Raw genomic sequence first — 26722 nt, 5'->3', positions numbered from 1 at the left:
GCCGGGGGGTTAACCCCGGGAGGCCTTGGTGGCTTTTTTGGCAGGAGCGGATTTGCGGGTTTTCGCAGGTTTTGCCGGGGCTTTCCCGGCTGATTTATCGGGAGCCTTGCCCTTGCCGCCGAGGCTGCGCTTGAGCAATTCGGTAAGGTCGATGACATCGGCGGTCTTGCGTTGTTCTTCGCCAGGATCGGTTTCCACCGCTTCGAGCCGCCCCTCGTTGGCCTTCTTCTCCACCAGTTCCATGATTTTGTCCTCGAAGCTGTCGCGGTAAGCCTGGGGCTCCCAGTCGCCGCTCATGTCTTCCACAAGGCGCTTGGCCATTTCCAGCTCGCCCTTGGCCAGGGTCGGGTTCGTCACCTCGTCGCCCAGCTCCAGGACATCCAGCTCACGTACCTCGGCGGGCCAGCGCAGCATCACCAGCACCAGCGCCGTTTCCAGGGGCATGAGGGCGGCCAGGTGCTGGCGGGTATGCAGCACCACATGGGCCAGCGCTACTTTGTTGGTCTTGACCAGTGTTTCGCGCAGCAAGGCATAGACTTTGCCGCCGCGTTTGTCGGGCGCCAGGAAATAGGGCTTGTCGATGTTTTGCAGGGGAATTTTTTCGCTGTCGACAAAGGAAAAGATGTCGATGGTCTGGGTGGACTTGGGGTGGGCGGCGCGGATCTCGTCTTCGCTGATGAGCACGTATTGGCCTTTCTGGTATTCCACGCCTTTGACGATATCTTCCTTGGTCACCTCCTTGCCGGTGACCTTGTTGACACGCTTGTAGCCCACCGGGTCCATGCTGCGCTTGTCCAACCAGTCGAAATCCACGCCTTGGGATGCGGTGGCCGATACCAGCGCCACGGGAATGTGGACCAGCCCGAAACTGATTGCGCCTTTCCAGATTGCCCGTGCCATGGGGGTGTTTTCCTTGCCGGTGAGTGTCTCTCTGGTGACCTTCGGGCCTTGGGAAAAGTTTCCCTGTGGGATCGAGCTTGCTCGCGATGACGCGGTACAGGCGCCATTGATGCAAACTGACCCATCGCCATCGCGAGCAAGCTCGCTCCCACAATGGTTCGGAGACGCTTGGTTACATCTTCACCGGCACATTTCGCTTAACAGCGTCGAACCTGCGGCGTAGCGTGCTTTCGATATGCCAGAACTCAAGGAGGTCTGCGAATGAACAGGCTGATGATTACCATCATGACGCTACTGCTGAGCGCCACTGCCCAGGCCGCCACGCCCAACGATGGCCCGATGGTCCTGGCCCAGAACCTGCCGGGCAACAACAATCCCTATAACAGCCCGACGCGTCGGGCCAATCCCAACAGCATGCAGGGCACCCGGCCCAACGTGCCGACGATTCATGACAATCCGACCGTGCCGGTGCCACGGCCTCCGACCCTGGAAAACGGCGGCATCGGCAATGGCTACCCCCGGTCCGGCCAGCCGTCGGGTTCGCCGCGACCGACCATCGAGTCTCCCACGCCACCCCGCAACAGCCAGAATGGCAATCGCTAGGCGCTGGAGCTTCTCTTTCAACACCGCAGAAGGAAATGTGCATGTTGCGTAAAACACTCCTGGCCGCATTCTGCGCCAGTACTGTCCTGACCCTTGCCTCGCCGGCCATCGCCGTGCCAACCCAGTCATTCAAAAGCGAACAGGGCACCCTGGAAGTGACCACCGTGGTCAAGGGGCTGGAGCGCCCTTGGTCCGTTGCATTCCTGCCTGGCCAACAGGGCATGCTGGTGACGGAGCGAGAGGGCAACCTGCGCGTGGTCAGTCCCGACGGTAAGTTGTCCGCGCCCCTGAGCGGCGTGCCCGAGGTGTGGGCCAAGGGCCAGGGCGGCTTGCTGGACGTGGTGCTGTCGCCGGACTTCAAGCAGGACCGCACCGTCTACCTGTCCTATGCCGAGGCGGGTGCAGACGGCAAGGCCGGCACCGCCGTGGGACGCGGGCAATTGTCCGAAGACCTCAAGAGCCTGAAAAACTTCGACGTGGTCTTCCGCCAGCAACCCAAATTGTCCACGGGCAACCACTTTGGCTCGCGACTGGTCTTCGACCGCGACGGCTATCTGTTCATCACCCTGGGGGAGAACAACGACCGACCCACCGCCCAAGACCTGGACAAGTTGCAAGGCAAGGTCGTGCGCATCTACCCCGACGGCAAGGTCCCCGACGATAACCCCTTCGTCGGCCAGAAAGGCGTCCGTCCCGAAATCTGGTCCTACGGCGTTCGCAACCCCCAGGGTGCCGCCCTCAACCCGTGGAACGGCACCCTGTGGGAGAACGAGCATGGGCCCCGGGGCGGTGATGAATTGAACCTCATCGAGCGTGGCAAGAACTATGGCTGGCCGTTGGCGACCCACGGCATCAATTATTCTGGCGCCCCGATTCCCGAAGCCCAGGGCAAGAGCATCGAAGGCGGTGTTGACCCCTTCCATGTCTGGCAGGTGTCTCCCGGGCTCAGCGGCATGGCATTCTACGACCATGAGCGCTTCAAGGCCTGGCAACACAGTGTGTTCATCGGGGCCCTGGTGTCCGGTGAACTGATCCGGCTGCAGTTGCAGGATGACAAGGTCGTTCATGAAGAGCGCCTGCTGGGCGAACTCAAGGCGCGAATCCGCGATGTGCGCCAGGGGCCGGATGGGTACCTGTATGTGCTCACTGATGAAGACGACGGGGCGTTGTACAAGGTCGGACTCAAGTGACGCAACGCCGGAGCTTTTGTGGCGAGGGAGCTTGCTCCCGCTGGGCTGCGCAGCGGCCCCCGGAATCTGTCGTCGCGGTATCAGGTTGATTGCCGTTAGCTTTGGGGTCGCTTCGCAACCCAGCGGGAGCAAGCTCCCTCGCCACAAGAGCGGATAGCATTTGATCTTTGCCATTGACTTGCCGCCAACGCACCGCTAATTTCCAGGCATGAATTCAACCGTACTGCGTAGCCAGCCAAGCATTATTACCGCCATTCCTTATTTGGCGGGCTAGCTGACGGCTGCACCGAACCCGCCCTGGAGGCGGGTTTTTTCTTTCTGTCTCCTGGGCTCCGACCGAACCAGGAGATCGCCATGACCACAGTCCACACCGAGCAAGCCCTGCTTGAGCACTACGTCAAGAAAATCCTCGCCGCGCCGGTCTACGAACTGGCGGTGCGCACGCCGCTGCAAGCGGCACCTGCGCTGTCCGAGGCCCTGGGCAACCGGATCCTGCTCAAGCGCGAAGACCTGCAACCGACCTTTTCCTTCAAGATCCGCGGCGCCTATAACAAGCTCGTGCACCTGACCGCGGAGCAGCGGGCCCGTGGCGTCATCACTGCCTCTGCCGGCAATCATGCCCAAGGCGTCGCGCTGGCGGCACGGGAACTGGGTATTTCGGCCAGTATCGTCATGCCCAAGACCACCCCGCAGTTGAAAGTGCTGGGGGTGCGCAACCGCGGTGCCGAGGCGCTGCTGCACGGGGACAGTTTTCCGTTTGCCTTGGCCCATGCGCTGGACCTGGCCGAGCAGACCGGGCGGGAGTTCGTCTCGCCTTTCGATGACCCGGATGTGATTGCCGGGCAGGGCACAGTCGCCATGGAGATCCTGCGTCAGCATCCTGGCCGGCTGGACGCGATTTTCGTCCCGGTCGGCGGCGGGGGGCTGATCGCGGGCATCGCCGCCTACGTCAAATACCTGCGCCCGGAAGTTCGCATCATCGGTGTCGAGTCGCAGCACTCTGCCTGTCTCCAGGCCGCGCTGGCCGCTGGGGAGCGGGTCACCTTGCCCGAGGTGGGAACCTTCGCCGACGGCGTGGCCGTGGCCCAGATCGGCGCCCATGGCCTGGATATTTGCCGATTCTGTGTCGATGAGGTGATGACGGTGACCAACGACCAACTGTGCGCTGCGATCAAGGACATCTATGACGACACCCGTTCCATCACCGAACCCTCAGGCGCATTGGCGGTGGCCGGGATCAAGCAATACGTCGCGCAAACAGGCGTGCGAGGCGAGACCCTGGTGGCGATCGATTCCGGTGCCAACATCAACTTCGACAGTTTGCGCCATGTAGCGGAGCGGGCGGCAATAGGCGTAGCGGACAGTGCCGCTTGACCTACCGCCCATCGCGAGCAGGCTCGCTCCCACAGGGCGCGGTGGCGAATCCAGATCAATAGTCACCCCAAAACCAATGTGGGAGCCGAGCTTGCTCGCGATGACGGCAGTCTATTCAACATCAATGCAAGCTGATCCACTGCAATCACGCGCAAACCCGCTCGCGTCGAACATTTTTTGAACAAGGCGACGGGCGCCCGCCCAGGTGCCTGCAATTGAGGCTACTCTAGCTTTCGACACACTCATCACGATTGCACTTTGCATGGAAAAACCGCCGTTTCCTTGCATTTTGCACGAGGGGTTCGCCAGGTATCGACGCTAAGTGATTGATTTGTATCAATCACCCATCGCGTCAAGACAGGCATATTTTTTGCGGGATTGTCAGGGGTTTCAATCAGGAGTTCGCTTCACGGGCTCAATGGTGGAAACGCCACAAAAAGAACGAACGGCACGGTATTCGTAGTCCCAGTCCGCAGGGAAGAAAACGGACGAAAATACCGCCGTCGTGAACATAAATTGGCCGCCTCAACAGGAGAGAGTCGCCATGTTTTTATCTGCCCTCGAAATGCGAAACATCATTGAAAGCAGCTTGCTGCCCAAGCGCTCGCAATGCACGTTGTCACCTGAGCTGACGATGACGATCAAGATCTTCGATGACCACAAGACCGATCATGTGGCCTTGGTCAAGACCGACATCGATGCCAGGAAACTCACCGGCTGCCGGGCCATCAACGACCTGATCGCCGAGTTGCGTACCGAGCTTGACCACAACCCTGCCGCTGGCAATCATTTTCATCAGCAACACCAGCGGATGACCGGGCGCTGAGTACGGCCTTGTCCTTGTCAGTCTGACGCTCGGGTCCGGCGATGTCCGAACCCGGCGTACAGTGCTCCAGCGGCCCTGCTTACCTCAGCCCAGTTGCTGTCGGTAAGGCAGGTCCGGACCGGTTTTGCCGCACGTCAGGGCAGCGGCTCGAATAGCGAACTCCAGCATTGCGCTGATCTGCTCCCGGGTCAGGGTGTGCAAGCCCTCCACGGAATCCAGTTGCTGTTCGGTCAGCCACGCAATCAGCGCGGCCTGGAAGGTGTCGCCCGCACCCACGGTGTCGGCTATTTTCACCGGGCACGCCGGCAGCGACCATGTACCGTGTTGGCGACTGAAGACCGTAGCCCCCTGGCCGCCACGGGTCAGGAAGACCATTTGGCAACGGTGCCCCAGCCAACCTTCGATGACCGCCTGGGGCTCGATGCCTGGATAAAGCAGGTCCAGATCTTCGTCACTGACCTTGATCAAGTCGGCGAATTGCACCAGTGTCGCGATTCGCGAGCGCCACAGCTCGATGTCTGGCTGCGGGTTGAGCCGCACGTTCGGGTCGAGGCTGATCAGGCGTTGGCCACTTTCCCGTTGCACCAGGGCCAGGAGCGTGTCCGCAATGGGCTGGACCACCAGCGAGAACGAGCCGACATGCAAACCACGCACATCAGGGCCGAGGTCCGGTAGATCGGCGAGGCTCAGTTGTCGGTCGGCACAGCCTTCGCCACGAAAGCTGTAGTGGGGCGAGCCGTTGGCGCCTACGGCGACCATCGCCAGGGTGGTCGGCGCGTCGAAGTCCACCAGGTATCGAGCGCTGACTCCTTCGTTGAGCAGCACCTGCTGCAGGCGGCGGCCCAGGTAATCGGTGGACAGGCCGGCAAAGAGTGCCGATTCAATGCCCAGGCGGCGCAACCCCACCGCCACGTTGAACGGCGAGCCGCCGGCAATCGCCTTGTAGTTCACCTGCGAGGCAGGGCCATCCGCCTCGGTCCCACTGAAAAAATCAAACAGCGCTTCACCACACACCAGATACATAGTTCCCGCTCTCAAAGGGTTGCGACGTGTTGTCGATAACGTTCATAAGCCTGCTGGGACGCCGCGACATGGGCGGCGACTGGCCGGGTTTCGCTGGCCGGGTCGAGCTTGACGCAGCGCTCGCACAGTTCGGCCAGGCCGTCTTGTTGGCCTGAATGGCACCACGCTGCCTGGATCGCCGCACCCAGCGCAGCCGCTTCGCTTTGTTCGGTGCAAATAACCGTGGTGTCCATGATGTCGGCGACGATCTGCCGCCACACCGGGCTCTTCGAGCCGCCGCCGATCAGGCGAATGCTCTGGGCCTTAAGCCCGTTGGCACGCAACAGGTCCAAGCCATAGCGCAAACCGAAGGTCGTGCCTTCGACCACGGCGCGGCACAGGTTGGCCCGGGTCAGGTTGGTGGTCGTCAGGCCCAGCAGGCTACCCGTGGCATGGGGCAGGGCAGGCACCCGCTCGCCGTTGAGGAACGGCAGCATCGACACACCTTCTGCGCCAATCGGGGCCTGGACCACCAAGGCGTTGAAGGCGTCGATGTCCAGGTCCAACAGTTCGCGGATCGCTCCGGTGGCGTTGGTCAGGTTCATGGTGCAGATCAGCGGCAGCCAGCCACCACTGGAAGAACAGAACGTCGCCACTGACGGTTGCGGGCTGACCGTGGGCTCGGCGGCATAGGCGTAGACCGTGCCGGAGGAACCGAGGCTCATGGTGATCACGCCGGGCTGGATATTGCCGGTGCCGATGGCGCCCATCATGTTGTCGCCGCCGCCACTGGCCACCACTGCGTCGGGGTTGATGCCCAGGTGCTGGGCAATGGCCGGCAAGATGCGTCCCACCGGCTGATGGGCCTCGATCAGCTCCGGCAGCGCCGCTTGCAAGCGTCCGCTGGGGTCGATGTGTTGCAGCAACGGCACGTCCCATTGGCGGGTGCGCACGTTGAAGTAGCCGGTCCCCGAGGCATCGCCGTATTCGCTGCAATGGCGACCGGTGAGCCAGTAATTGAGGAAGTCGTGGGGCAGCAGGACGCTGGCGATGCGTTCGAACACCTGAGGATGTTGCTCCCGGGTCCAGAGCAGCTTGGAGACCGTGTAGCCCGGCGCGATCACCACGCCGAGGCGTTCGAGGCTGCCGTCTTCGCCGCCGAGGTGGGTCAGGAGCCGATCGTTTTCCGGCGTCGTTTCGGTGTCGCACCACAGCTTGGCCGGGCGCAGGACCTGGCCCTGGTCGTCAAGCAGCACCAGACCGTGTTGCTGGCCGGACACGCCGATGCCGAGGATCGCCTGGCCATCGACCCCGGCGGCGGCCAAGGCCTGGTGCGTCGCCTGGGTGAATGCATCGAGCCATTGCTGGGTGTCCTGTTCGCGGCGACCGTTGGCCCCGCTGATCATGCTGTGGGCAGCGGCGCCCTGGCCGAGGACCTGGCCGCTAAGCGCATCCAGGATCAGCGCCTTGGTGCCTTGGGTGCCGCAGTCGATGCCCAGGAACAGTTGTTGGTTTGCCATGGAAATCCTCGGTCTTGGATCAATAACCAGCAGGTAATAGCAGTTCAGTCAGCAAACACAGCTGTGGCGAGGGAGCTTGCTCCCGCTGGGCTGCGCAGCAGCCCCAAGTCCAGGCAACGCGGTGAGCCTGACATACCCTGGGGGTCGCTTCGCAACCCAGCGGGAGCAAGCTCCCTCGCCACAAAAAGCGGATCGCACCGAGGGTTAGTTCGCCTCGGCCAGTAGCCGCTCAAGTGTTCGCGTTACCCCGTGCTCGCGCAAGCTGTTGCAGCACCATTCAAATGCTGCCACGAATTCCGGAGAGCGGGGGATCGCGGTGCCAAAAATTTCCTCCACCTCCAGCACCCGCTGGGTCACCAGCGCATCGTCGGCCACCAAGGCCTGGCAGAACGCCGCCCGTGGGTCCGGGATCGAGTACGTCACGCCGTTCTCGTCCACACCCTTCAGGTACACCGCCCAGGCCGCGACGACCAGCGCCGCACGGCGAGTTTCGCCGCCGTCGGCGATCAAGCGGTTGATGGTCGGGACGGTGAACTTTGGAAACTTCGACGAGCCGTCCGAACAGACCCGTTCCAACTGGTCGGCAATCGCCTGGTTGGAAAAACGCTCCACCAGGGTGTTCTTGTAGTCGGTCAGGTCGATGCCCGGTACTGGCGCCAGTTGCGGCGTCACGTCCAGGTCCATGTAGGCGCGCATGTAACGCATGAACAGCGGATCGTTCATGGTCTCGTGAACGAAGCGATAACCCTTGAGAAAGCCCAGGTAGGTCAGCGCCAGGTGACTGCCGTTGAGCAGCTTGATTTTCATTTCTTCATAGGGGGAAACGTCATCGGTGAACTGCACGCCGACCTTTTCCCAGGCCGGGCGGCCGCTCACGAATTTGTCTTCCAACACCCATTGCACGAACGGTTCGCAAACCACCGGCCAGGCGTCGTCGATGCCGTGTTCGTCATGCAGCTGCAAGCGATGGGCGCCGCTGGTCATCGGGGTAATGCGATCGACCATGGCGTTGGGAAAGCTCACGTTCCCGTCGATCCATTGGCCCAGTTCCGGGTCGCGCAGCGCGGCAAACGCCAGCAGTGCCTTGCGAGTGACGGCGCCGTTGTGGGGCAGGTTATCGCAGGACATCAGCGTGAACGCTGGCGTCCCCGCGGCGCGGCGCTTGGCCAGGGCGGCACAGAGGAAGCCGAAGACAGTCTTCGGTGCCTCGGGGTGGGCCAGGTCGTGCTGGATCTGCGGCAGGTGGGCCATGAACTCGCCATTGCTGTCGTCGATGCAATAGCCACCTTCGGTGATGGTCAGCGAGACGATGCGGATCTGCGGCTCGGCCAGTTTGTCGATCAGCGCCTGTGCACCATCTTCGGCCAGCAACATGTCATTGATCGCGCCGATCACGCGGACTTCGGTGTCATCGGTATCGCCCAGTTCGTACAGGGTGAACAGGTAGTCCTGGCTGGCCAGGTCATCCCGGGCACGCCGGTCCTCGGCCCGCAGGCCCACGCCGCAGATGGCCCAGTCCAGGCCAGTGCCGGTGTTCATCAGCGCATCGGTGTAGTACGCCTGGTGCGCTCGGTGGAAACCGCCGACGCCGATGTGGGCGATGCCCTGGCGGATATCGCTCAAGGGGTAGGCCGGCAGGGCGACTTCAGGGTTGAGGTTGTGCAGGTTTTGTCGGTTGAGTTTCATCGCAAGTCTCGGCAATCAGGCGGCGGCGCGCAGCGCGCGGTTCACCGCGACGCCCTCGGCATCGAATAAATGGCAGTGTTCAGCGTCCAGGTGCAGGCTCAACTGCTCGCCGAAACGGCTCGCCAGGTCGCCGCGGACGCGCATGGTCAAGGCTTCGCCGGAGGCCGTGACGACGTGGCAGAAGGTGTCGCTGCCCAGCCGCTCGCTGACGTCTGCGGTGACTTGCAACGTGCAATCGCCCGGTTGCGCCAGGTTCAGGTGTTCCGGGCGAATCCCGAGGGTCACCGCAGCGCCGACGCTCAGGTTGGCGCCGCTGCGCGGCAGATTGATGCGCGTACCGGCGTCCAACAGCACTTCGCAACCCTGGCTGTCCAGGGCGGTAACCTTGCCTTTGAGGAAGCCCATTTTCGGTGTGCCGAGGAACCCGGCGACAAACAGGTTGGCCGGCTGGTGATACAGCTCCAGCGGCGAGCCGACCTGCTCGATGCGCCCGCCGTTGAGCACCACCACCTTGTCAGCCAGGGTCATGGCTTCGACCTGGTCGTGGGTCACGTAGATCATGGTCGCCTGCAACTCTTTGTGCAGGCGCGCCAGTTCCAGGCGCATCTGCACTCGCAGGGCTGCGTCGAGGTTGGACAGCGGTTCGTCGAACAGGAAGATTTTCGGGTTGCGCACGATGGCACGACCGATCGCCACGCGCTGGCGCTGGCCGCCGGACAATTGCTTGGGCTTGCGCTCGAGCATCGGCCCCAGTTCGAGGATACGCGCCGCTTCGTTGACCTTCTTCTCGACGTCGGCTTTGGGCACGCCGGCCAGATCGAGGGCGAAGGACATGTTCTTGCGCACGCTCATGTGGGGGTACAGGGCGTAGGTCTGGAACACCATCGCCAGGTCGCGCTTGGCCGGGCTGACTTCAGTAATGTCCCGGCCATCCAGTTCGATGGTGCCGTCGCTGACCTCTTCCAGGCCGGCGATCAGTCGCAGCAGCGTGGACTTGCCGCAGCCCGACGGGCCGACGAAAACCACGAACTCGCGGTCGTTCACCTCAAGGTCGATGCCCTTGATGATGGAGAAGCCTTCGAAACCCTTTTGCAGATTCTTGATTTTCAGGTTGGCCATGATGATGGGCCTCCACTTCTGATTATTGTGTAGGGCGCGTTACTTCACCGCGCCGAAGGACAAACCACGCACCAGCTGTTTCTGGCTGATCCAGCCAAAAATCAGGATCGGCGCGCAGGCCAGGGTCGAGACGGCCGACAATTTCGCCCAGAACAAACCTTCCGGACTTGAATAGGAGGCGATCAGCGCTGTCAGCGGGGCGGCCTTGGAGGAGGTGAGGTTCAGCGACCAGAACGCCTCGTTCCAGCACAGGATCAGCGACAGCAACACGGTGGACGCCAGGCCGCCCTTGGCGATCGGCAGCAGCACGCGGACCATTTCCTGCCAGAGCGTGGCGCCATCCAGACGTGCCGCTTCGAGGATGTCGCGAGGGATGTCCTTGAAGTAGGTGTAAATCATCCAGACCACGATAGGCAGGTTGATCAAGGTGTAGATAATGATCAGCGCGATCCGCGTGTCCAGCAGGCCAAATTGCTTGGCCAGCAGGTAGATCGGCATCAGCACACCCACCGGTGGCAACATTTTTGTAGAGAGCATCCACAGCAACGTGCCTTTGGTGCGCTGGGTTTCATAGAACGCCATGGAGTAGGCCGCCGGCACCGCGATCAGCAGGCACAGGGCGGTGGCACTGAAGGAAATCACCACCGAATTCCAGGCGAAGCTGAAGTAATTGCTGCGCTCGTTGATGTGCAGGTAATTCTCCAGGGTCGGCGCGAAGATGAACTGCGGCGGCGTGGCGAACGCGTCGATTTCGGTCTTGAAGCTGGTCAGCACCATCCAGAAGATCGGAAAGAAGATCACGATCGCGATGGCCCAGGCCAGCGTGCCCAGCAACAGGCTTTGCAGGCGACGGGATTGTTGAAGAGTCATGGCGACGGCCTCAATGCTTGTCGGTGAGGTTTTTGCCGATCATCCGGACCAGGATGATTGCGGCGATGTTGGCAATGACCACGGCAATCAGGCCACCGGCCGACGCCATGCCGACGTCGAACTGCACCAGCGCCTGGTTGTAGATCAGGTACGCCAGGTTGGTGGAGGCGTAGCCGGGGCCACCGTTGGTGGTAGTGAAGATCTCGGCGAACACCGACAACAGGAAAATTGTCTCGATCATCAGCACCACGGCAATCGGCCGGGCCAGGTGCGGCAGGGTCAGGTGCCAGAAGATCGCGATGGGGCCGGCACCGTCCAGGCGGGCGGCTTCTTTCTGTTCCTGGTCCAGCGACTGCATGGCCGTCATCAGGATCAGGATCGCGAAGGGCAGCCATTGCCAGCTGACGATGATAATGATCGACAACAGCGGGTAATGGGCCAGCCAATCCACCGGCTGGGCGCCGAACAGCTTCCAGACCGAGGCGAGGATGCCCGACACGGGGTGGAAGATCAGGTTTTTCCAGATCAGCGCACCGACCGTGGGCATGATGAAGAACGGCGAGATCAGCAGCACACGGACGATGCCGCGACCGAAAAACTCACTGGCCTCCAGCAGCGCGCTGATCAATACCCCGAGGACAATGCTGATCAACAGCACGCTGCCCACCAGCAGCAGGGTATTGGTGGCGCCGGGCATGAAACCCGAGTCGGTCAGGAAATAGGTGAAGTTCTCCAGCCCGACGAATTCGTTTTCGCCGGGGTAGAGCAGGTTGTAGCGGATCATCGAGAAGTAGACGGTCATGCCCAGCGGCACGATCATCCACAGCAGCAACAAGGCCACCGAAGGGCTGACCAGGAACCAGCCGGGGTTGGCCAGGCGGATCTTGCGCACCGGCGGCGGAGCGATCTCGATGGGGGCTTTGGCGGTTGTAGTTGAGCTATTCATGGCATTGAACCGATTTTTTCGGGGCCTACAGAAATCCCCTGTGGGAGCGGGCTTGCTCGCGAATAGGGCGGCACATCCAACATCAATGTGACTGACAGATCGCTTTCGCGAGCAAGCCCGCTCCCACAAAAGGGCAGAGCGGCGACGTGGATTACTTGGGATACCCGGCGCGTTTCATCTCGCGTTCGGTGGTGGACTGCGCGGCGGTCAACGCCTGGTCCACGGTCTGCTGGCCGGTCAGCGCGCCCGAGAAGAACTTGCCCACCTGGGTGCCGATGGCCTGGAATTCGGGGATGGTCACCAACTGAATGCCGATGTAGGGCACAGGCTTGAGGGTAGGGGCTTTCGGGTCGGCGACTTTCAACGATTCCAGCGTCACTTTGGCAAACGGCGCGGCCTTCATGTATTCGTCGCTGTAGGTCGAAGTGCGGGTGCCCGGTGGTACGTTGGCAATGCCGTCGGTCTTGGCGACCAATTGGTTGTACTCCTTGGACGTTGCCCAAGTGGTAAAGACCTTGGCCGCGTCCTTGGCTTTGGAGCTGGTCGGGATGGCCAGGGACCAGGAGTACATCCACGAGGTGCCTTTGTCGGTTTTCTCGTGGGGGGCGAAGGTAAATCCGACGTGATCGGCCACCTTGCTCTGGGTCTTGTCGGTCACGAACGAGCCGGCGACGCTGGCGTCCACCCAGATGGCGCACTTGCCGCTGTTGAACAGCGCCAGGTTTTCGTTGAAACCGTTACTGGAAGCACCTGGCGGGCCGGATTTCTTCATGTTGTCGACATAGAAGTTCAGGGCATCCTTCCACTCCGGTCCGTTGAACTGCGGCTGCCACTTCTCATCGAACCAGCGCGCGCCAAAGCCGTTGGCCAGGGTCGTGACCAGCGCCATGTTCTCGCCCCACCCGGCCTTGCCCCGCAGGCACAGGCCATATTGCTCCTTGGATTTGTCGGTGAGCTTTTGCGCGAACTCACCGATCTGGGTCCAGGTCGGGTGTTCGGGCATGGTCAGCCCGGCGTCCTTGAACAGGTCCGTGCGGTAATAGGTGATCGAGCTTTCGGCGTAGAACGGCAGGGCGTACAGCGAGCCCTTGACCGACAAGCCATCGCGCACGGACGGGAAGACGTCATCGAGGTCGTAGGAGGCCGGCAGGTCTTTCATCGGCTCCAGCCAACCCTTGGCACCCCAGAGTGCGGCTTCGTACATGCCAATGGTCAGCACGTCGAACTGTCCGCCTTGGGTGGCGATGTCGGTAGTCAGGCGTTGACGCAGCACGTTTTCTTCAAGCACCACCCAATTGAGCTTGATGTCCGGATGCTCGGCCTCGAAGGTTTTCGAGAGCTTTTGCATGCGGATCATGTCGCTGTTGTTGACGGTGGCAATGGTGAGGGTCTCTGCGCCGAAGCTGACGCTGCTGAGGGTCATGCAGGTGGAGACAAGCAGAACTTTTACCGAAGGTTTCATCGCACACTCCTTTTCCGCGCCCGAAGGCTGCAGAAGGACAGTTATTGTTTTTGTGTCTTCCGGATGAAGGGAAGAATGTGCGCTGATTACAGCCTTCTATGGACGGCGTGACAAATCATCCGTCGCACTTTGACTGATACTTTTTTGCACTGAAGAGGGTGAGGGGCAATCGAAGAACCCTGTGGCGAGGGAGCTTGCTCCCGCTGGGGCGCGTAGCGGCCCTTGTTTTTTAGGTCTGCTGCGCAGCCCAGCGGGAGCAAGCTCCCTCGCCACAGAGGCGGTGTGTCAGGGCAAAAAGGTCAGCCCTGATTCTGCTCGGTCAACCGCTGCACCGCCAGCCGCCGGTAGTGGGACGGGGTCATGCCCTTGAGCTGCTGGAAGCGCCGGTTGAAGTTGGAGATGTTGTTGAAGCCCGATTCAAAACACACGTCCGTCACCGGTTTGTCGCCGTCGGCCAGCAGTTCGCAGGATTTGCTGATGCGCAGGCGATTGACGAATTCGATGAAGCAGCGGCCAGTGGCCTGTTTGAACACCCGGCTGAAATAGGTGGGTTTCATGCCCAGGTGCTCGGCGACTTCTTCCAGGGGCAGTTCCCGGGCGTAATGGGCAAAGATGTAGTCCACCGCACGGTTGGTGCGGTCGATGCTGTGCTCGTCCGCCGTTTGCGGGGCGTTCGTGCCGGACAGCAGTTGGTAGTCATCCGTGGCGGCCAGCAGCTCCATCAGGATGAAAAAGTGCCCCAGGCGGCTCATGCCCTGGGAGTCGGCGATGCGCTGCATCAGGGTCATGGCCTGGCGGATGGTGCGCTTGCAACGGAACTCGATGCCGTATTGGGCGCGTTCAAGCAACGGCGCGACCGTCTTGAGCTCGGCGAATACCTGATGGCCGCTTTCGAACAACTCGTCGGTGAAGTTCACCAGCATGTCGCGCTTGGGCACCACTTCGTCCTCCGCCACCTGGCTGATCCAGTTGTGGGGCAGGTTGGGGCCGGTGAGAAACAACGACTGGGGGTAGAAGTTGCCGATGTAGTCGCCAATGAACACCTTGCCGGAACTGGCGACGATCAGGTGCAGCTCGTATTCCTTGTGGAAATGCCAACGTACCAGCGGGCAGGGGAAACCGTGCTGGCGGTAGATGATGGACAGCCCGTTATGGTCGTCCATCAACTCGTAGGAAGGGTCGGTGACTCTGGCTGTTCGGGTCATGGGCCTGGCGCTTTTATTATTATCGCCGCTGAATAATGCCCCCTTCGCCAGGCAGGTGCCACCCTGGTGTCTAACCGTTGCGGTTTTTTTCTTCGATCCACTGGGACATGTATTGGGTGCTTTTGTGCTGGTGGTGACGCAGCATGCTGCCGGTGAAATTGTCCCGGCGTCGTTGCGCCAGGTCCGCCCGGCAAGCGTTGAGGCTGTCGATCAGCGCCGGCCCATGGACCTGTCGCCGGTAGCGGCTCGCCAGCAGCGACAGGCCTGCGTCCCGAGCCTGAGCCCAGCGCTCCGGGTCGCTATATAAGTGCACGGCCTCGCGGGCGATGGCTTCGGCACTCTGGGCGATCGCCCCGGGCCAGGGCAGCTCGCCGTGCATGGCTTCGGCCCCCACGGGCGTGGTGACGTTGGGGGTGCCGCAGAGCATGGCGTCGATCAGCTTGCCTTTGATACCCGCGCCGAAACGTAGTGGTGCCAGGCAGATGCGTGCGGCCGACATGACCTGCAAGGCGTCTTCGGCCCAGTTCATGATGTGAAAGCCTTGGGCCGGGTTGTGCAGCGCGGCGGCCTTCGGCGGCGTATAGGCGCCGTACAAGTGCAGTTGCGCGCCGGGCAGTTGTTGGCGGATCAGCGGCCAGATGGCGTTTTTCATCCAGAGCACGGCGTCCCAGTTCGGCGCGTGGCGAAAGTTGCCAATGCTCAGGAAATGCGCCCGGTCCGCGAATGGCACCGGCGGGTCGCTGGGCAGGTCCAGCATCAACGGGCACCAATGCAGCAGGTTGCGGGGCAGCTTGAAGTGCTCCACCAACAGTTCGATTTCAACCTCGGACACCATCAGGTTGAGGTCGCAGCGGTACAGCGCGGCGATTTCCCGCTTGGCCAGGTCGGTATCGGCCATTCGTTGGAATTCCTCGTCCAGGGCCGGGGCGAAGAGGTCGCTGAAATTCTCGCTCGCGTCATCGCGCTTCAGGCGCTCCTTCAGGCGCTGATGCCGGGCGTGGCGCAGGCTTTGCAGGTCGGAGGTCTCCAGCACCCGCAGGGCACCGGGGCAGTGCTTCTCGACCCGCCAGCCGAATTGTTCTTCCATCATGAACTGGTCGAACAGCACGATGTCCGGCGCAAGAGTATGGATGAATTCGTCGAAGCTGCTGCTATTGAGTTCGATGGGCACTTCGCGGATGCCCAGCGCAACCAGGTCGGCACGCTGCTCGCCGGGGCCGGCCGGGCTGCTGAAGGTGATGTCCCAGCCTTGGCCAAGGAAGGTGTCGAGGATCTGCATGACGTGCCCACTGGCAGCCGATGAGCGTGGCTCTGGCCAGACATAGCCGATAACCAGGACCTTGGTGGCGGTGGGGTGATGCATGAGCGGGGAGTTCCTTGGTACAGATCAGGCGCCATCGGCGCGCGGGGCGCCGATAGTGACCAAGAATGCGTTCCGGCTCAAGAAAGAATGCGTTTGACCTTGTCCCGCAACTGATCGATGGAGAAGGGCTTGCCAATCACCGACATCCCTTCAGGTACATCGATGCTTTCGGCATAACCGCTGGCAAACAGCACCGGCAGTTTCGGCCGAACGAGTCGAGCCTGCTTGGCCAATTCCCGTCCGTCCATTACCGGCAGGCCGACGTCGGTCATCATCAGGGCGATGTCCTGTTGGTCGTCGTTCAAAAAAGCCAGCGCCTGCTCGCAACCGTCCGCCTCCAGCACCTGATATTCCAGCTCCTCCAGCACGTCGACGATTAACATCCGCACGATGTCGTCATCTTCGACTACCAGGATGGTGGGCTGGGTGGCGGCATTGGCGGTGGACATAGATACATTCTCAAAAGATGGGAGCGGGAGGGGGCACAAGAAAAACGGCCTCTTTTATGAGCCTCTTTTATGAGTAAGTGCCGAGGCGGCACAAGTTCCCTAGGTTGTACAAGAAAGGATCTATAGTACAAGAGCTGACAAGGATAGTCGCTTCCTTGCTACAAGGCAGGCCGTCGCGGGATCTGCGCCTTTGACTCGTCAGAAAATGTGGATCCAAGCGCGGTTTTTCGGGCAAACTCCACGGTTTTCAACTGTCCACCAAGGCCCTTTTCCATGACTCCTTCGTCTTCGGTTGACGAACAAAGTTTTCGCAAACTCCTGAGCCGCAATATCAGCCTGCCGCTGGGCATGGGCGCGCTCAGCGCGGTGTTTTTCATCATCCTTATCACGTACCTGCTGTCGGTGATCCAATGGGTCGGCCACACCGACAGGGTGATCAATAACGCCAACGAAGCGCTCAAGCTGAGCGTGGACCTGGAAACCGGCATGCGCGGCTACCTGTTGAGTGGGGACGAGCATTTCCTCGACCCCTACGAAGTGGCGAAGCCACGGATCGCAGTGGCACTGGACACTTTGCTGGAATTGACAGCCGACAACCCCGTCCAGGTCGACCGCCTGCACAAGATCCAGGCGCTCCAGACGGAGTGGTCCAATTACGCCCAGGGCATGATCGACCTGCAGCGCAGCAGTGGCGATTACCGGGGCGCGGTGAAGGCCGGGCGCGGTAAGCGTCTGACTGACGAAATTCGTCAGTCCTTCGAAGAGGTCGTCGAGACCGAGCAGCAGTTGCGTGCGGCGCGTAACCTGGATGTGCGCACCACGACGGTCTGGAGCATTGCCCTTTACCTGTTGTTTGTCGCGGCGGTCAGCGGATTGCTGGCCTACGTCGGTCGCCGGGACCTGTTGAACCTGTCCGAGAGCTACAGCGCCAGCCTGAAAGTCCAGCAGCGCAGCGCTTTGCACCTGGAGAAGCAAGCTTGGCTGCGTAATGGCCAGACGCAACTGGCCGAGCAAGTCCTGGGACAACTGTCGCTGAACCTGCTGGGTCGCAACATCCTGCAGTTCTGCGCGAAATACCTGGACGTCGCTGTCGCGGCACTTTATGTGCGGGAAGAGAACGGTGTCCTCCGGCGCGTCGCCGCCTACGGCCTGTCCCGGGAGGATGAAGAACAGCAGCAGGTGATCGTCGCCGGTGAAGGCATCGCGGGCCAGGCCGTGCAACAGGGGCGCCTCATCCGCCTGGACGACGTGCCGGACGACTACCTGAAAGTCAGCTCTGGCTTGGGACAGGGCCTGCCCAACAGCGTGTTGGTGGTGCCTACAAGTGACGATGACCGGATCAACGGTGTCGTCGAACTGGGGTTCCTGCGGCCATTGACCGAGCGAGACGTCGAGCTGCTGGAGCTGATCGCCGGCAATATCGGCACCTCCATCGAGGCCGCCCGTTATCGTCAACGCTTGCAGGAAGTGCTGGCCGAAACCCAGCAGTTGAACGAGGAACTGCAAGTCCAGCAGGAAGAACTCAAGACCGCCAACGAAGAGCTGGAAGAACAGTCGCGCATCCTCAAGGAATCCCAGGCCCACCTGGAAGCCCAGCAACAGGAGCTGGAGCAGACCAATGAGCAATTGGCCGAGCAACGCGACGCCATGGACCAGAAGAACAGCGAGCTGAACCTGGCCCAGATCCAATTGGAGGAGCGCGCCGAAGAGCTGCAGCGTTCGAGCAAGTACAAATCCGAATTCCTGGCCAACATGTCCCACGAGCTGCGCACGCCCCTCAACAGCTCGTTGATCCTGTCCAAGCTGCTGGCGGAGAATTCGCAACAAAACCTCAGCGAGGAGCAGGTCAAGTTTGCCGAGTCGATCTATTCCGCCGGCAACGACCTGCTGAACTTGATCAACGACATTCTCGACATCTCCAAGGTCGAGGCCGGAAAGCTGGAAGTGCGCCCGGAAAACACTAGCGTGCAGCGTCTGGTGGAAGGGTTGCGGGATATGTTCGAGCCGTTGGCGGCTGACAAGGGCCTGAGTTTCGAGGTGCACGTGCAGCCTGATGCGCCGGCGATGCTCTACACCGACCGCCAGCGCTTGGAGCAGGTGATCAAGAACCTGCTGTCCAACGCTGTGAAGTTCACCGAGCAAGGCGCTGTCAGCCTGTCCGTGGCCGGTCAGCCGGGCTCGGGCATTGCATTCATGGTGCGCGATTCTGGAATCGGGATCGCCGCCGACCAGCAGCAAAGCATCTTCGAAGCGTTCCGCCAGGCCGATGGCACCACCAACCGTCGCTACGGCGGCACGGGCCTGGGCTTGTCGATTTCCCGGGACCTGGCCACGCTGCTGGGCGGCTCGATCTCGGTTTCCAGCGAGCCGGGGCAGGGCAGCGTCTTTACCCTGGTATTGCCGGAACGTTACGTCGAGCCCGGGGACACGCCGCTGGAGCCGATGACCTTTACCCCGACAGCCACCGCGCCAGCGCCCGTTGCACCCAAGGCCGCACCCGCGCCGCTGATCGCCGAGGTGGACACGCCGATTGCCCGATTCGCCGACGACCGTGACAAGGCACCGTTCGAAACCCGCTGCATCCTGGTGATCGAGGACGAGCCCAAGTTTGCCCGCATCCTGTTCGACCTGGCCCATGAACTCGGTTACCAATGCCTGGTGGCCCACGGTGCCGACGAAGGCTTTGACCTGGCGTTGCAACTGGCCCCCGACGCGATCCTGCTGGACATGCGCCTGCCGGACCATTCCGGGCTGACGGTGCTGCAGCGGCTCAAGGAACAGGCCCAGACCCGGCATATCCCGGTGCACGTGATTTCCGTCGAAGACCGGGTCGAAGCCGCCATGCACATGGGCGCCATCGGTTATGCCGTCAAGCCGACCACCCGCGAAGAACTCAAGGACGTGTTCGCCCGCCTGGAGGCCAAGCTGACCCAGAAGGTCAAGCGGGTGCTGCTGGTGGAGGATGATGACCTGCAACGAGACAGCATCACTCGCCTGATCGGCGACGATGACATCGAGATCACCGCCGTTGGCCTGGCCCAGCAAGCCCTGGACCTGCTGCGGACCAATGTCTACGACTGCATGATCATCGACCTCAAGTTGCCGGACATGCTCGGCAACGACCTGCTCAAGCGCATGTCCAGCGAAGACATCTGTTCGTTCCCGCCGGTGATCGTCTACACCGGGCGCAACCTGACCCGGGACGAAGAAGCCGAACTGCGCAAGTATTCCCGCTCGATCATCATCAAGGGCGCCCGTTCGCCAGAGCGTCTGCTGGACGAAGTGACACTCTTTCTGCACAAAGTCGAATCCCGGTTGTCCCATGAACGGCAGCGGATGCTCAAGACCGCCCGCAGCCGCGACAAGGTGTTCGAAGGCCGCAAGGTGCTGTTGGTGGATGACGATGTGCGCAACATCTTTGCCCTGACCAGCGCGCTGGAGGCGAAAGGGGCGATCGTGGTCATCGGCCGCAATGGTTTGGAGGCGATCGATCGCCTGAATGAGTTCGACGACATCGACCTGGTGCTGATGGATGTGATGATGCCGGAAATGGACGGTTTCGAAGCCACCGCGCTGATCCGCAAGGACCCGCGCTGGCGCAAGCTGCCCATCATCGCTGTGACGGCCAAGGCCATGAAGGATGATCAGGAGCGCTGCCTGGCGGCGGGTTCCAACGACTACCTGGCCAAGCCGATCGATCTGGATCGTCTGTTCTCGCTGATTCGCGTGTGGTTGCCGAATATGGAAAGAATTTAGTGGACCGTGACACTGACATTGAACTGCGTTTGTTGATCGAAGCGATCTACCTCAAGTACAGCTACGATTTTCGCGATTATTCCGGCGCTTCCATCAAGCGCCGGGTCCACCATGCGCTGAGCCAGTTCGAATGCAAGACCATTTCAGCCTTGCAGGAGCGCGTATTGCATGACCCGGGCGCGTTCATGCAGTTGCTGCAACTGCTGACGATCCCCGTCAGCGAGATGTTTCGCGACCCCTCGCATTTCCTGGCGATCCGCGAGGAAATCGTGCCGCTGCTCAGGACCTACCCTTCGATCAAGATCTGGATCGCCGGTTGCAGCACGGGGGAGGAGGTCTACTCCATGGCGATCCTGCTGCGCGAAGAAGGCCTGCTGGACCGCACGTTCATCTACGCCACCGACATCAACCCGCGCTCGCTGGAAAAAGCCAAGCAGGGGATCTTCTCCCTGGACAGCGTGCGCACTTATACCCAGAACTACCAGAACGCCGGTGGACGGCGGTCATTTGCCGATTACTACACCGCCGCCTACGATTATGCGATGTTCGACAAAACCCTGTGCGAGAACGTGACCTTTGCCGATCACAGCCTGGCGACTGACAGCGTTTTCTCAGAAACTCAATTAATTTCATGCCGCAATGTATTGATATATTTCAATAAAAAATTGCAAGATCGTGCGTTTGGACTGTTCCATGAGTCCCTTTGTCACCGTGGTTTCCTGGTGTTGGGCAGTAAGGAGACATTGGATTTTTCGGCTTACGGCCATCGATTCGAGCCGTTGGTCAAACAGGAACGGATCTATCGCAAGTTATGAACCAGACGAAGGACAGATCCAGGCCGGCCATCGAGGCCATTGTCGTCGGCGCATCGGCCGGCGGTGTCGAAGCATTGCTCAGGGTGTTCGGACACCTGCGCAAAGGTTTTGGCGTGCCCGTCCTGGTGGTGTTGCATTTGCCGGATGAGCGTGACAGCCAGTTGGCCTCTGTGTTCGGCCATCGTCTGGCGGTGCCGGTAGAAGAAGCCCGGGACAAGCAGGACATCGCCCCGGGCACCTTGTACGTCGCCACGCCCGGTTATCACTTGTCGGTCGAGGCCGACCGCAGCCTGTCGTTGAGCCTGGAGGCCCCCGTACACCATTCGCGACCGTCCATCGACGTGCTGTTTGAATCGGCCGCCGATGTCTACGGCGAGACGTTGCTGGCCGTGGTGCTGACCGGTGCCAACGACGATGGCGCCCGGGGCCTGGCGAGGGTCAAGGCCCTGGGCGGGATCACGGTGGTCCAGGATCCCGTGGAAGCCCAGGTCTCGACCATGCCCGAAGCGGCGCTGGCCCTGCACGAGCCCGACCATATCCTCACTTTGCAAGGCATCGGCCAGTTGCTGGCCGGGCTGGAATGAACCACATGCCAAGAGATATTCAAGCCAAACTGCTGATCGTCGACGATCTGCCTGAGAATCTGTTGGCCCTGGAAGCATTGATCAGGGGAGACGATCGCGAGGTCTTCAAGGCCCTGTCGGCGGACGAAGCACTGTCCCTGCTGCTGCAACACGACTTCGCCCTGGCCATCATCGATGTGCAGATGCCGGAGATGAACGGTTTCGGGCTGGCCGAGCTGATGCGCGGCACGGAAAAGACCCGCAGCATCCCGATCATTTTCGTCAGCGCCGCCGGGCGTGAGCGCAACTATGCCTTCACCGGTTATGAAAATGGCGCGGTGGACTTCCTGCACAAGCCGCTGGACACCCAGGCCGTCAAGAGCAAGGTCAATGTGTTCGTCGAGCTGTATCGCCAACGAAAGGCCATGAAGGAACAAGTCGTGGCCCTCGAACAGAGTCGTCGCGAGCAGGAGGTCCTGTTGCAGCAGCTCGAGGCCACCCGTGGCGAGCTGGAACAGGCGGTGCGCATGCGAGACGATTTCATGTCCATCGTCGCCCACGAGGTGCGCACGCCCCTCAATGGCCTCATCCTCGAGACCCAACTGCGCAAGATGCACCTGGCCCGGGACAATGCCGCCGCCTTCAGCCTGGACAAGGTGCGCGCGATGGTCGAGCGCGACGAGCGCCAGATCAAGAGCCTGATCCGGCTGATCGAGGACATGCTGGATGTGTCGCGGATTCGTACCGGCAAGCTGTCGATCCGGCCGACCCGCTTCAACCTGACGGCATTGGTGGAAAACCTGCTGCGCAACTTCCAGCCGCAGATCGCCGTGGCCGAGTGCTCGTTGACGTGCATGGTCGAGCCGGCGGTGGAGGGGCTTTGGGACGAGTTTCGCATCGAGCAGGTGGTCTCGAACCTGTTGACCAATGCGCTGCGCTACGGCGGCAAGGGGCCGATCGAAGTGCGCGTCTACAAGACCTCCGATCACGCCTGCATCGAGGTCCAGGACCACGGCATCGGCATCAGCGAGGAGAACCAGGAACGTATCTTCCAGCAGTTCGAGCGCGTATCGTCCAAGGCCGCCGCCTCGGGGCTCGGGCTGGGGCTGTTCATTTCCGAGCAGATCGTCACGGCCCATGGCGGGACGATCACGGTGGACAGTCGGCTCAATGAAGGGGCGTTGTTTCGTGTTTGCCTGCCCTTGCAGAAAACTGTCTTGGACAAAACCGCCGAACAGACGCAACCTCTGAGAGACCCCAAGGTCGTATCAGCAGCTATTGATCGAACAAAGGCTTCTCATGAGTGAAGATGCGCAAGATGTTGTATTGATCGTCGAGGATGACCCGTCGATCCTGATGGTGCTGTCGGCCTACCTGTCGGGCGAGGGATACCGGGTGCTGCAAGCCGAAAGCGGCGCCCAGGCGTTCGAGATCCTGGCGAGCAAGCCGCATCTGGACATGATGATTACCGACTTCCGCCTGCCGGGCGGTATCTCTGGGGTGCAGATTGCCGAACCCGCAGTCAAGTTGCGCCCCGAGCTGAAGGTGATTTTCATCAGTGGCTACGCGCAGGAAGTGCGCGACACGGACAGTCCGATTACCCACAAGGCACCAATCCTGGAAAAGCCGTTCGACCTGGATGAACTGCAACGCATCATGCAGTCGATGTTGTCGTAGGCAGGAGACATCCCGGCAGATCAGGCGACCCCCTGTGGCGAGGGAGCTTGCTCCCGCTGGGGTGCGGAGCGCCCCCAAAAACCGGCACCTCGATGTGTCAGGTTCATTGAGTCGACCTTATTGGGGGCTGCTTCGCACCCCAGCGGGAGCAAGCTCCCTCGCCACACTGTGTGTAATGCCCAAGCTCAAACAGCGCTCATCACCTCAAACCTGAATCATTTCCCGCACCTTCGCCGTCAACAAGTCAAACGTGAACGGCTTGGTGATCATCTGCATCCCCGGGTCAAGGAAGCCGCCGCGCACCGCTGCATGCTCGGCGTAGCCGGTGATGAACAGCACCCGCAGGTCCGGGCGGACCTGCCGTCCGATCTCCGCCAGTTGCCGACCATTCATGCCGGGCAGGCCAACGTCGCTGATCAGCAGGTCGATGCGCTGGCTTGACTGGAGGATCGGCAACGCGCCGTTGGCGTCGGCCGCCTCCACAAAGGCATAGCCCAATTCGCTTAATACCGCGCTCACCAACACCCGCACCGCCGGATCGTCCTCGACGATCAGCACGGTCTCGCCATCCTGCGCATACGGCGCGTGCTGGGTGGCAACCTGGGGCTCGTGAATTTCTTCCCCGACGAAGCGTGGCAGGTAAAGGTTCACGGTGGTGCCTATGTCGACTTCGCTGTCGATGGTCACATGGCCACGGGATTGCTTGCTGAAGCCATAAATCATCGACAGGCCCAGCCCGGTGCCCTGGCCGATCGGCTTGGTGGTGAAGAACGGATCGAAAGCGCGACTGATCACCGCTTCGGGCATGCCGCAACCGGTGTCCTGCACACTCAGCACCACATAGTCACCGGGCGCGAGGTTGGGGTAGGCCTCGGTGAAGTCGGCATCCAAGTGCCGATTGCGAGTCTGCACCACCAGGTTGCCGCCGTTGGGCATGGCATCCCTGGCGTTGAGCACCAGGTTGAGCAGGGCGCTTTCCAGTTGATTGGGGTCGGCTTCGGCGACCCAGAGTTGTTCGTCCAGTTGCATGTCCAGGCGAATGCTTTCGTTGAGGCTGCGCTGCAGCAGTTCGCCCATGGAAAGCACCAGGGTATTCATCTGGACCGCCTTGGAGTCCAGCGATTGCCGCCGGGAGAACGCCAGCAGGCGATGGGTCAGGCCGGCGGCGCGGTTGGCCGAGGTCACGCCCAGGTCGATCAGACTGTCCAGGTCCTCGGTACGGCCCCGGGCCAGGCGACGGCGCAACAGCTCGAGGCTGCCGATGATCCCGGTGAGCATGTTGTTGAAGTCATGGGCGATGCCGCCGGTAAGCTGGCCAACCGCTTCCATCTTCTGCGACTGGCGCAGGGCTTCTTCGTTGTGGCGCAACTGGGCGGTACGCTCTTCCACCTGCTGTTCGAGGGTTTCGAGGGTGGTTTGCAGGCGCAGTTCGCTGTTGCTGAGATCGATCAGGCGGTCGCGGGCTTCGTACTGCCTTCGACGCCCGCGCAGGGCGGTGGTGACCAAGCTGATCAGCGTAACGGGGTGGAAAGGACGCTCGAGGAACGTCACGTTGCCCAACTGCATGCCGATCCGCGCCGCCGGGTTCTGTTCCGGCCCACCGTGATGGGTCAGCAAGACAATGGGCAGGTCGGACCAGGCGGGCTGCTGCTCGATTTGCAGGAACAGCGTTTCCAGGTCAGGCCCGACCAAGGCCTCCGACGAGATCACCAGCAGGCCGGCACCGCTTTCCAGCTCTTCGCATAAATGACCCAGGTGGCGACAGATGAGGCCGGCAAAACCGGCTTCATTGAGGATCATCAGGGCAATCTGGCTGTCCCGTCCCAGCGGCGCGAGAATCAGCGCCCGCTCGGACAGGGGCTCGGCCAGCGTCACCGGTGTTCATCCTTGAGCAGCGGGTTGCTCTCGCCCATGTAGGTGGGGACCCCGCGCAAGACACCCTGGAATGCTTCCAGTGGTTCGCCAATGGTCATGCCCGAGCCGCTGATGCGGTATTCGCGGATGGTCGACTCGTGGCTGCCGGTGCGTTTCTTGATGATGGAAATGGCCCGGCGAACCTTGCCCAGTGCTTCGAAATAACGCAACAGAATCACCGTGTCGGCCAGGTAAGTAATGTCCACCGGGGCCTGCATGTCGCCGACCAGGCCGTGCTGGGCGACGGTCATGAAGGTCGCCGCGCCCTTGCGGTTGAGATAGAGCAGCAATTCATGCATGTGCAGTACCAGGGCGTTCTCTTCCGGCATCGCCGCCTGGTAGCCGTTGATGCTGTCGATGACCACGGTCTTGATGTCTCCTTCATCGACGCAGCGACGTACGCGGTGGGAGAACTCGCCGGGGGACAGCTCGGCGGCGTCCACCTGTTCGATCAGCAGGTTGCCGGTTTTTTGCAAGGCCTGCAGGTCGATGCCGATGTTTTTCATGCGCTCGAACAGCAAGCCCAACTCTTCATCGAAGATAAACAGCGCGGCCTTCTCGCCACGCTGCACGGCGGCTGCGGCGAAAATCATCGCGATCAGCGACTTGCCAGTTCCCGCTGGCCCCAGGATCAACGTGCTGGAGCCGGTCTCGATACCACCGCCCAGCAGCAGGTCCATTTCGCCGATGCCGCTGGAGAGTTGTTGGCGCAGGTACTGGCCGCGGTGTTCGGCGGCCACCAGGCGCGGGAACACGTGCACGCCGTCGCCCATGATGGTGAAGTCATGGAAACCGCCGCGGTATTTCTGCCCGCGATACTTGACCACCCGGACCCGCCGCCGTTCGGCGCCATAGTTGGGGGTCAGTTCTTCCAGGCGCACCACGCCGTGGGCGACGCTGTGCACGGTTTTGTCCAGGGATTCGGTGGTCAAGTCGTCGAGCAACAGGACCGTGGCGTCGTAGCGCACGAAATAATGCTTGATCGCCAGGATCTGGCGACGGTAGCGCAGGGAGCTTTGCGCCAGCAGGCGGATCTCCGACAGGCTGTCGAGCACTACACGGGTCGGCTTGAACCGTTCGACCACTTCGAAGATCTGCCGGGTCGCTTCGCCCAGCTCCAGGTCCGAGGAATACAGCAGGCTTTGCTGGTGCTCGGCATTGAGCAGGCTTTCGGGCGGGGTCAGCTCGAAAATATGAATGTTCTCATCCAAGGTCCAGCCGTGGGAGGCCGCGCCCTGACGCAGTTCACGCTCGGTTTCCGAGAGCGTGATGTACAACGAGCGCTCGCCAGCCTTGGCGCCGGCCAACAGAAAATGCAGCGCGACCGTGGTCTTACCGGTCCCCGGTTCCCCTTCGAGCAGGAACACATGGCCGCGGGACAAACCACCGGAGAGGATATCGTCCAGACCCTCAATACCGGTGGCGGCTTTTGCACTGATCAACTCGTTAGATGTAGACAAAAATAGCCCTCTCATGACTAGG

The 26722-nt window shown here is 61.4% G+C and carries 20 protein-coding genes and 2 pseudogenes; 9 read left to right on the top strand and 13 right to left on the bottom strand.

Features of this window, described 5'->3' with window-relative positions; genetic code table 11:
• Positions 1 to 9: 9 nt before the first annotated feature.
• The gene (gene ku, locus HU715_RS09410) at positions 10 to 900 is read right to left on the bottom strand and encodes a non-homologous end joining protein Ku (protein WP_186709391.1); all 891 of its coding nucleotides are present in this window, start codon (positions 898 to 900) and stop codon (positions 10 to 12) included.
• A 261-nt stretch (positions 901 to 1161) separates the two neighbouring features.
• On the opposite strand from ku, the gene HU715_RS09405 reads away from it, so the two are divergent.
• The 4 genes and pseudogenes from HU715_RS09405 to HU715_RS09390 all read left to right on the top strand — a co-directional run bounded on the left by HU715_RS09405 (position 1162) and on the right by HU715_RS09390 (position 4893).
• Positions 1162 to 1503, top strand: a complete 342-nt coding sequence (locus tag HU715_RS09405; RefSeq protein WP_186709386.1) for a hypothetical protein — start codon at positions 1162 to 1164, stop codon at positions 1501 to 1503.
• A gap of 41 nt (positions 1504 to 1544) precedes the next feature.
• Positions 1545 to 2693: a PQQ-dependent sugar dehydrogenase gene (locus tag HU715_RS09400; protein ID WP_186709384.1), complete on the top strand. Its 1149-nt coding sequence runs from the start codon at positions 1545 to 1547 to the stop codon at positions 2691 to 2693.
• A 354-nt stretch (positions 2694 to 3047) separates the two neighbouring features.
• A pseudogene (gene ilvA, locus HU715_RS09395) lies at positions 3048 to 4046 on the top strand (threonine ammonia-lyase, biosynthetic); the annotation flags it as partial.
• 565 nt (positions 4047 to 4611) lie between these two features.
• The gene (locus tag HU715_RS09390) at positions 4612 to 4893 is read left to right on the top strand and encodes a DUF1652 domain-containing protein (protein WP_053119524.1); all 282 of its coding nucleotides are present in this window, start codon (positions 4612 to 4614) and stop codon (positions 4891 to 4893) included.
• Positions 4894 to 4977: 84 nt separating this feature from the next.
• Here the strand turns inward: HU715_RS09390 and HU715_RS09385 are convergent, their stop codons facing one another.
• The 10 genes and pseudogenes from HU715_RS09385 to HU715_RS09340 form a co-directional block, all read right to left on the bottom strand.
• Positions 4978 to 5916, bottom strand: a complete 939-nt coding sequence (locus tag HU715_RS09385; RefSeq protein ID WP_186709380.1) for a carbohydrate kinase family protein — start codon at positions 5914 to 5916, stop codon at positions 4978 to 4980.
• Positions 5917 to 5927: 11 nt separating this feature from the next.
• Entirely contained in the window at positions 5928 to 7415 is a 1488-nt protein-coding gene (xylB, locus tag HU715_RS09380; RefSeq protein ID WP_186709378.1) for a xylulokinase, read from the bottom strand.
• Positions 7416 to 7619: 204 nt separating this feature from the next.
• Positions 7620 to 9101 carry a mannitol dehydrogenase family protein gene (locus HU715_RS09375; protein ID WP_186709376.1) on the bottom strand — a complete coding sequence of 494 codons (1482 nt, stop codon included), beginning with the start codon at positions 9099 to 9101 and terminating at the stop codon, positions 7620 to 7622.
• A 15-nt stretch (positions 9102 to 9116) separates the two neighbouring features.
• A complete protein-coding gene (locus tag HU715_RS09370; RefSeq protein WP_186709375.1) occupies positions 9117 to 10220 on the bottom strand; it encodes an ABC transporter ATP-binding protein in 1104 nt (367 codons plus the stop codon).
• 39 nt (positions 10221 to 10259) lie between these two features.
• Positions 10260 to 11090, bottom strand: a complete 831-nt coding sequence (locus tag HU715_RS09365) for a carbohydrate ABC transporter permease (protein ID WP_030142681.1) — start codon at positions 11088 to 11090, stop codon at positions 10260 to 10262.
• A 10-nt stretch (positions 11091 to 11100) separates the two neighbouring features.
• Positions 11101 to 12032 (bottom strand): annotated as a pseudogene (locus HU715_RS09360) (carbohydrate ABC transporter permease).
• A gap of 155 nt (positions 12033 to 12187) precedes the next feature.
• Positions 12188 to 13498, bottom strand: a complete 1311-nt coding sequence (locus HU715_RS09355) for an ABC transporter substrate-binding protein (protein ID WP_186709373.1) — start codon at positions 13496 to 13498, stop codon at positions 12188 to 12190.
• 299 nt (positions 13499 to 13797) lie between these two features.
• Positions 13798 to 14703, bottom strand: a complete 906-nt coding sequence (locus HU715_RS09350) for an AraC family transcriptional regulator (RefSeq protein WP_186709372.1) — start codon at positions 14701 to 14703, stop codon at positions 13798 to 13800.
• A gap of 70 nt (positions 14704 to 14773) precedes the next feature.
• Positions 14774 to 16066, bottom strand: a complete 1293-nt coding sequence (locus tag HU715_RS09345; protein WP_186709371.1) for a glycosyltransferase — start codon at positions 16064 to 16066, stop codon at positions 14774 to 14776.
• A 77-nt stretch (positions 16067 to 16143) separates the two neighbouring features.
• Positions 16144 to 16515 (bottom strand): response regulator, encoded by a 372-nt coding sequence (locus HU715_RS09340; RefSeq protein ID WP_186709369.1) that lies wholly within the window; start codon positions 16513 to 16515, stop codon positions 16144 to 16146.
• 273 nt (positions 16516 to 16788) lie between these two features.
• On the opposite strand from HU715_RS09340, the gene HU715_RS09335 reads away from it, so the two are divergent.
• From HU715_RS09335 to HU715_RS09315, 5 genes are read left to right on the top strand one after another with little or no spacing between them, the layout of a single operon-like run.
• On the top strand, positions 16789 to 20271 hold the full coding sequence (locus tag HU715_RS09335) for a response regulator (RefSeq protein ID WP_186709368.1): 3483 nt from the start codon (positions 16789 to 16791) through the stop codon (positions 20269 to 20271).
• Positions 20271 to 21086: a CheR family methyltransferase gene (locus tag HU715_RS09330; RefSeq protein ID WP_186709366.1), complete on the top strand. Its 816-nt coding sequence runs from the start codon at positions 20271 to 20273 to the stop codon at positions 21084 to 21086. Before HU715_RS09335 ends, HU715_RS09330 begins: the two co-directional genes overlap by 1 nt.
• Positions 21083 to 21670, top strand: a complete 588-nt coding sequence (locus HU715_RS09325) for a chemotaxis protein CheB (protein ID WP_186709365.1) — start codon at positions 21083 to 21085, stop codon at positions 21668 to 21670. Before HU715_RS09330 ends, HU715_RS09325 begins: the two co-directional genes overlap by 4 nt.
• Positions 21671 to 21675: 5 nt before the next feature.
• Positions 21676 to 22956, top strand: a complete 1281-nt coding sequence (locus HU715_RS09320; protein ID WP_186709364.1) for a hybrid sensor histidine kinase/response regulator — start codon at positions 21676 to 21678, stop codon at positions 22954 to 22956.
• Positions 22949 to 23326 carry a response regulator gene (locus HU715_RS09315; RefSeq protein WP_186709363.1) on the top strand — a complete coding sequence of 126 codons (378 nt, stop codon included), beginning with the start codon at positions 22949 to 22951 and terminating at the stop codon, positions 23324 to 23326. Before HU715_RS09320 ends, HU715_RS09315 begins: the two co-directional genes overlap by 8 nt.
• A gap of 204 nt (positions 23327 to 23530) precedes the next feature.
• On the opposite strand, the gene HU715_RS09310 is transcribed toward HU715_RS09315, so the two are convergent.
• Positions 23531 to 25201 carry a response regulator gene (locus HU715_RS09310; protein ID WP_186709362.1) on the bottom strand — a complete coding sequence of 557 codons (1671 nt, stop codon included), beginning with the start codon at positions 25199 to 25201 and terminating at the stop codon, positions 23531 to 23533.
• Positions 25198 to 26700 (bottom strand): ATPase domain-containing protein, encoded by a 1503-nt coding sequence (locus HU715_RS09305; protein ID WP_186709355.1) that lies wholly within the window; start codon positions 26698 to 26700, stop codon positions 25198 to 25200. The genes HU715_RS09310 and HU715_RS09305 overlap by 4 nt, the downstream gene beginning before the upstream one ends.
• Between the last annotated feature and the right edge of the window lie 22 nt (positions 26701 to 26722).

This window comes from Pseudomonas zanjanensis (assembly GCF_014268745.2).
GTDB classification, from domain to species: Bacteria; Pseudomonadota; Gammaproteobacteria; order Pseudomonadales; family Pseudomonadaceae; genus Aquipseudomonas; species Aquipseudomonas zanjanensis.
This window is presented reverse-complemented; position numbering and strand designations above follow the sequence as displayed.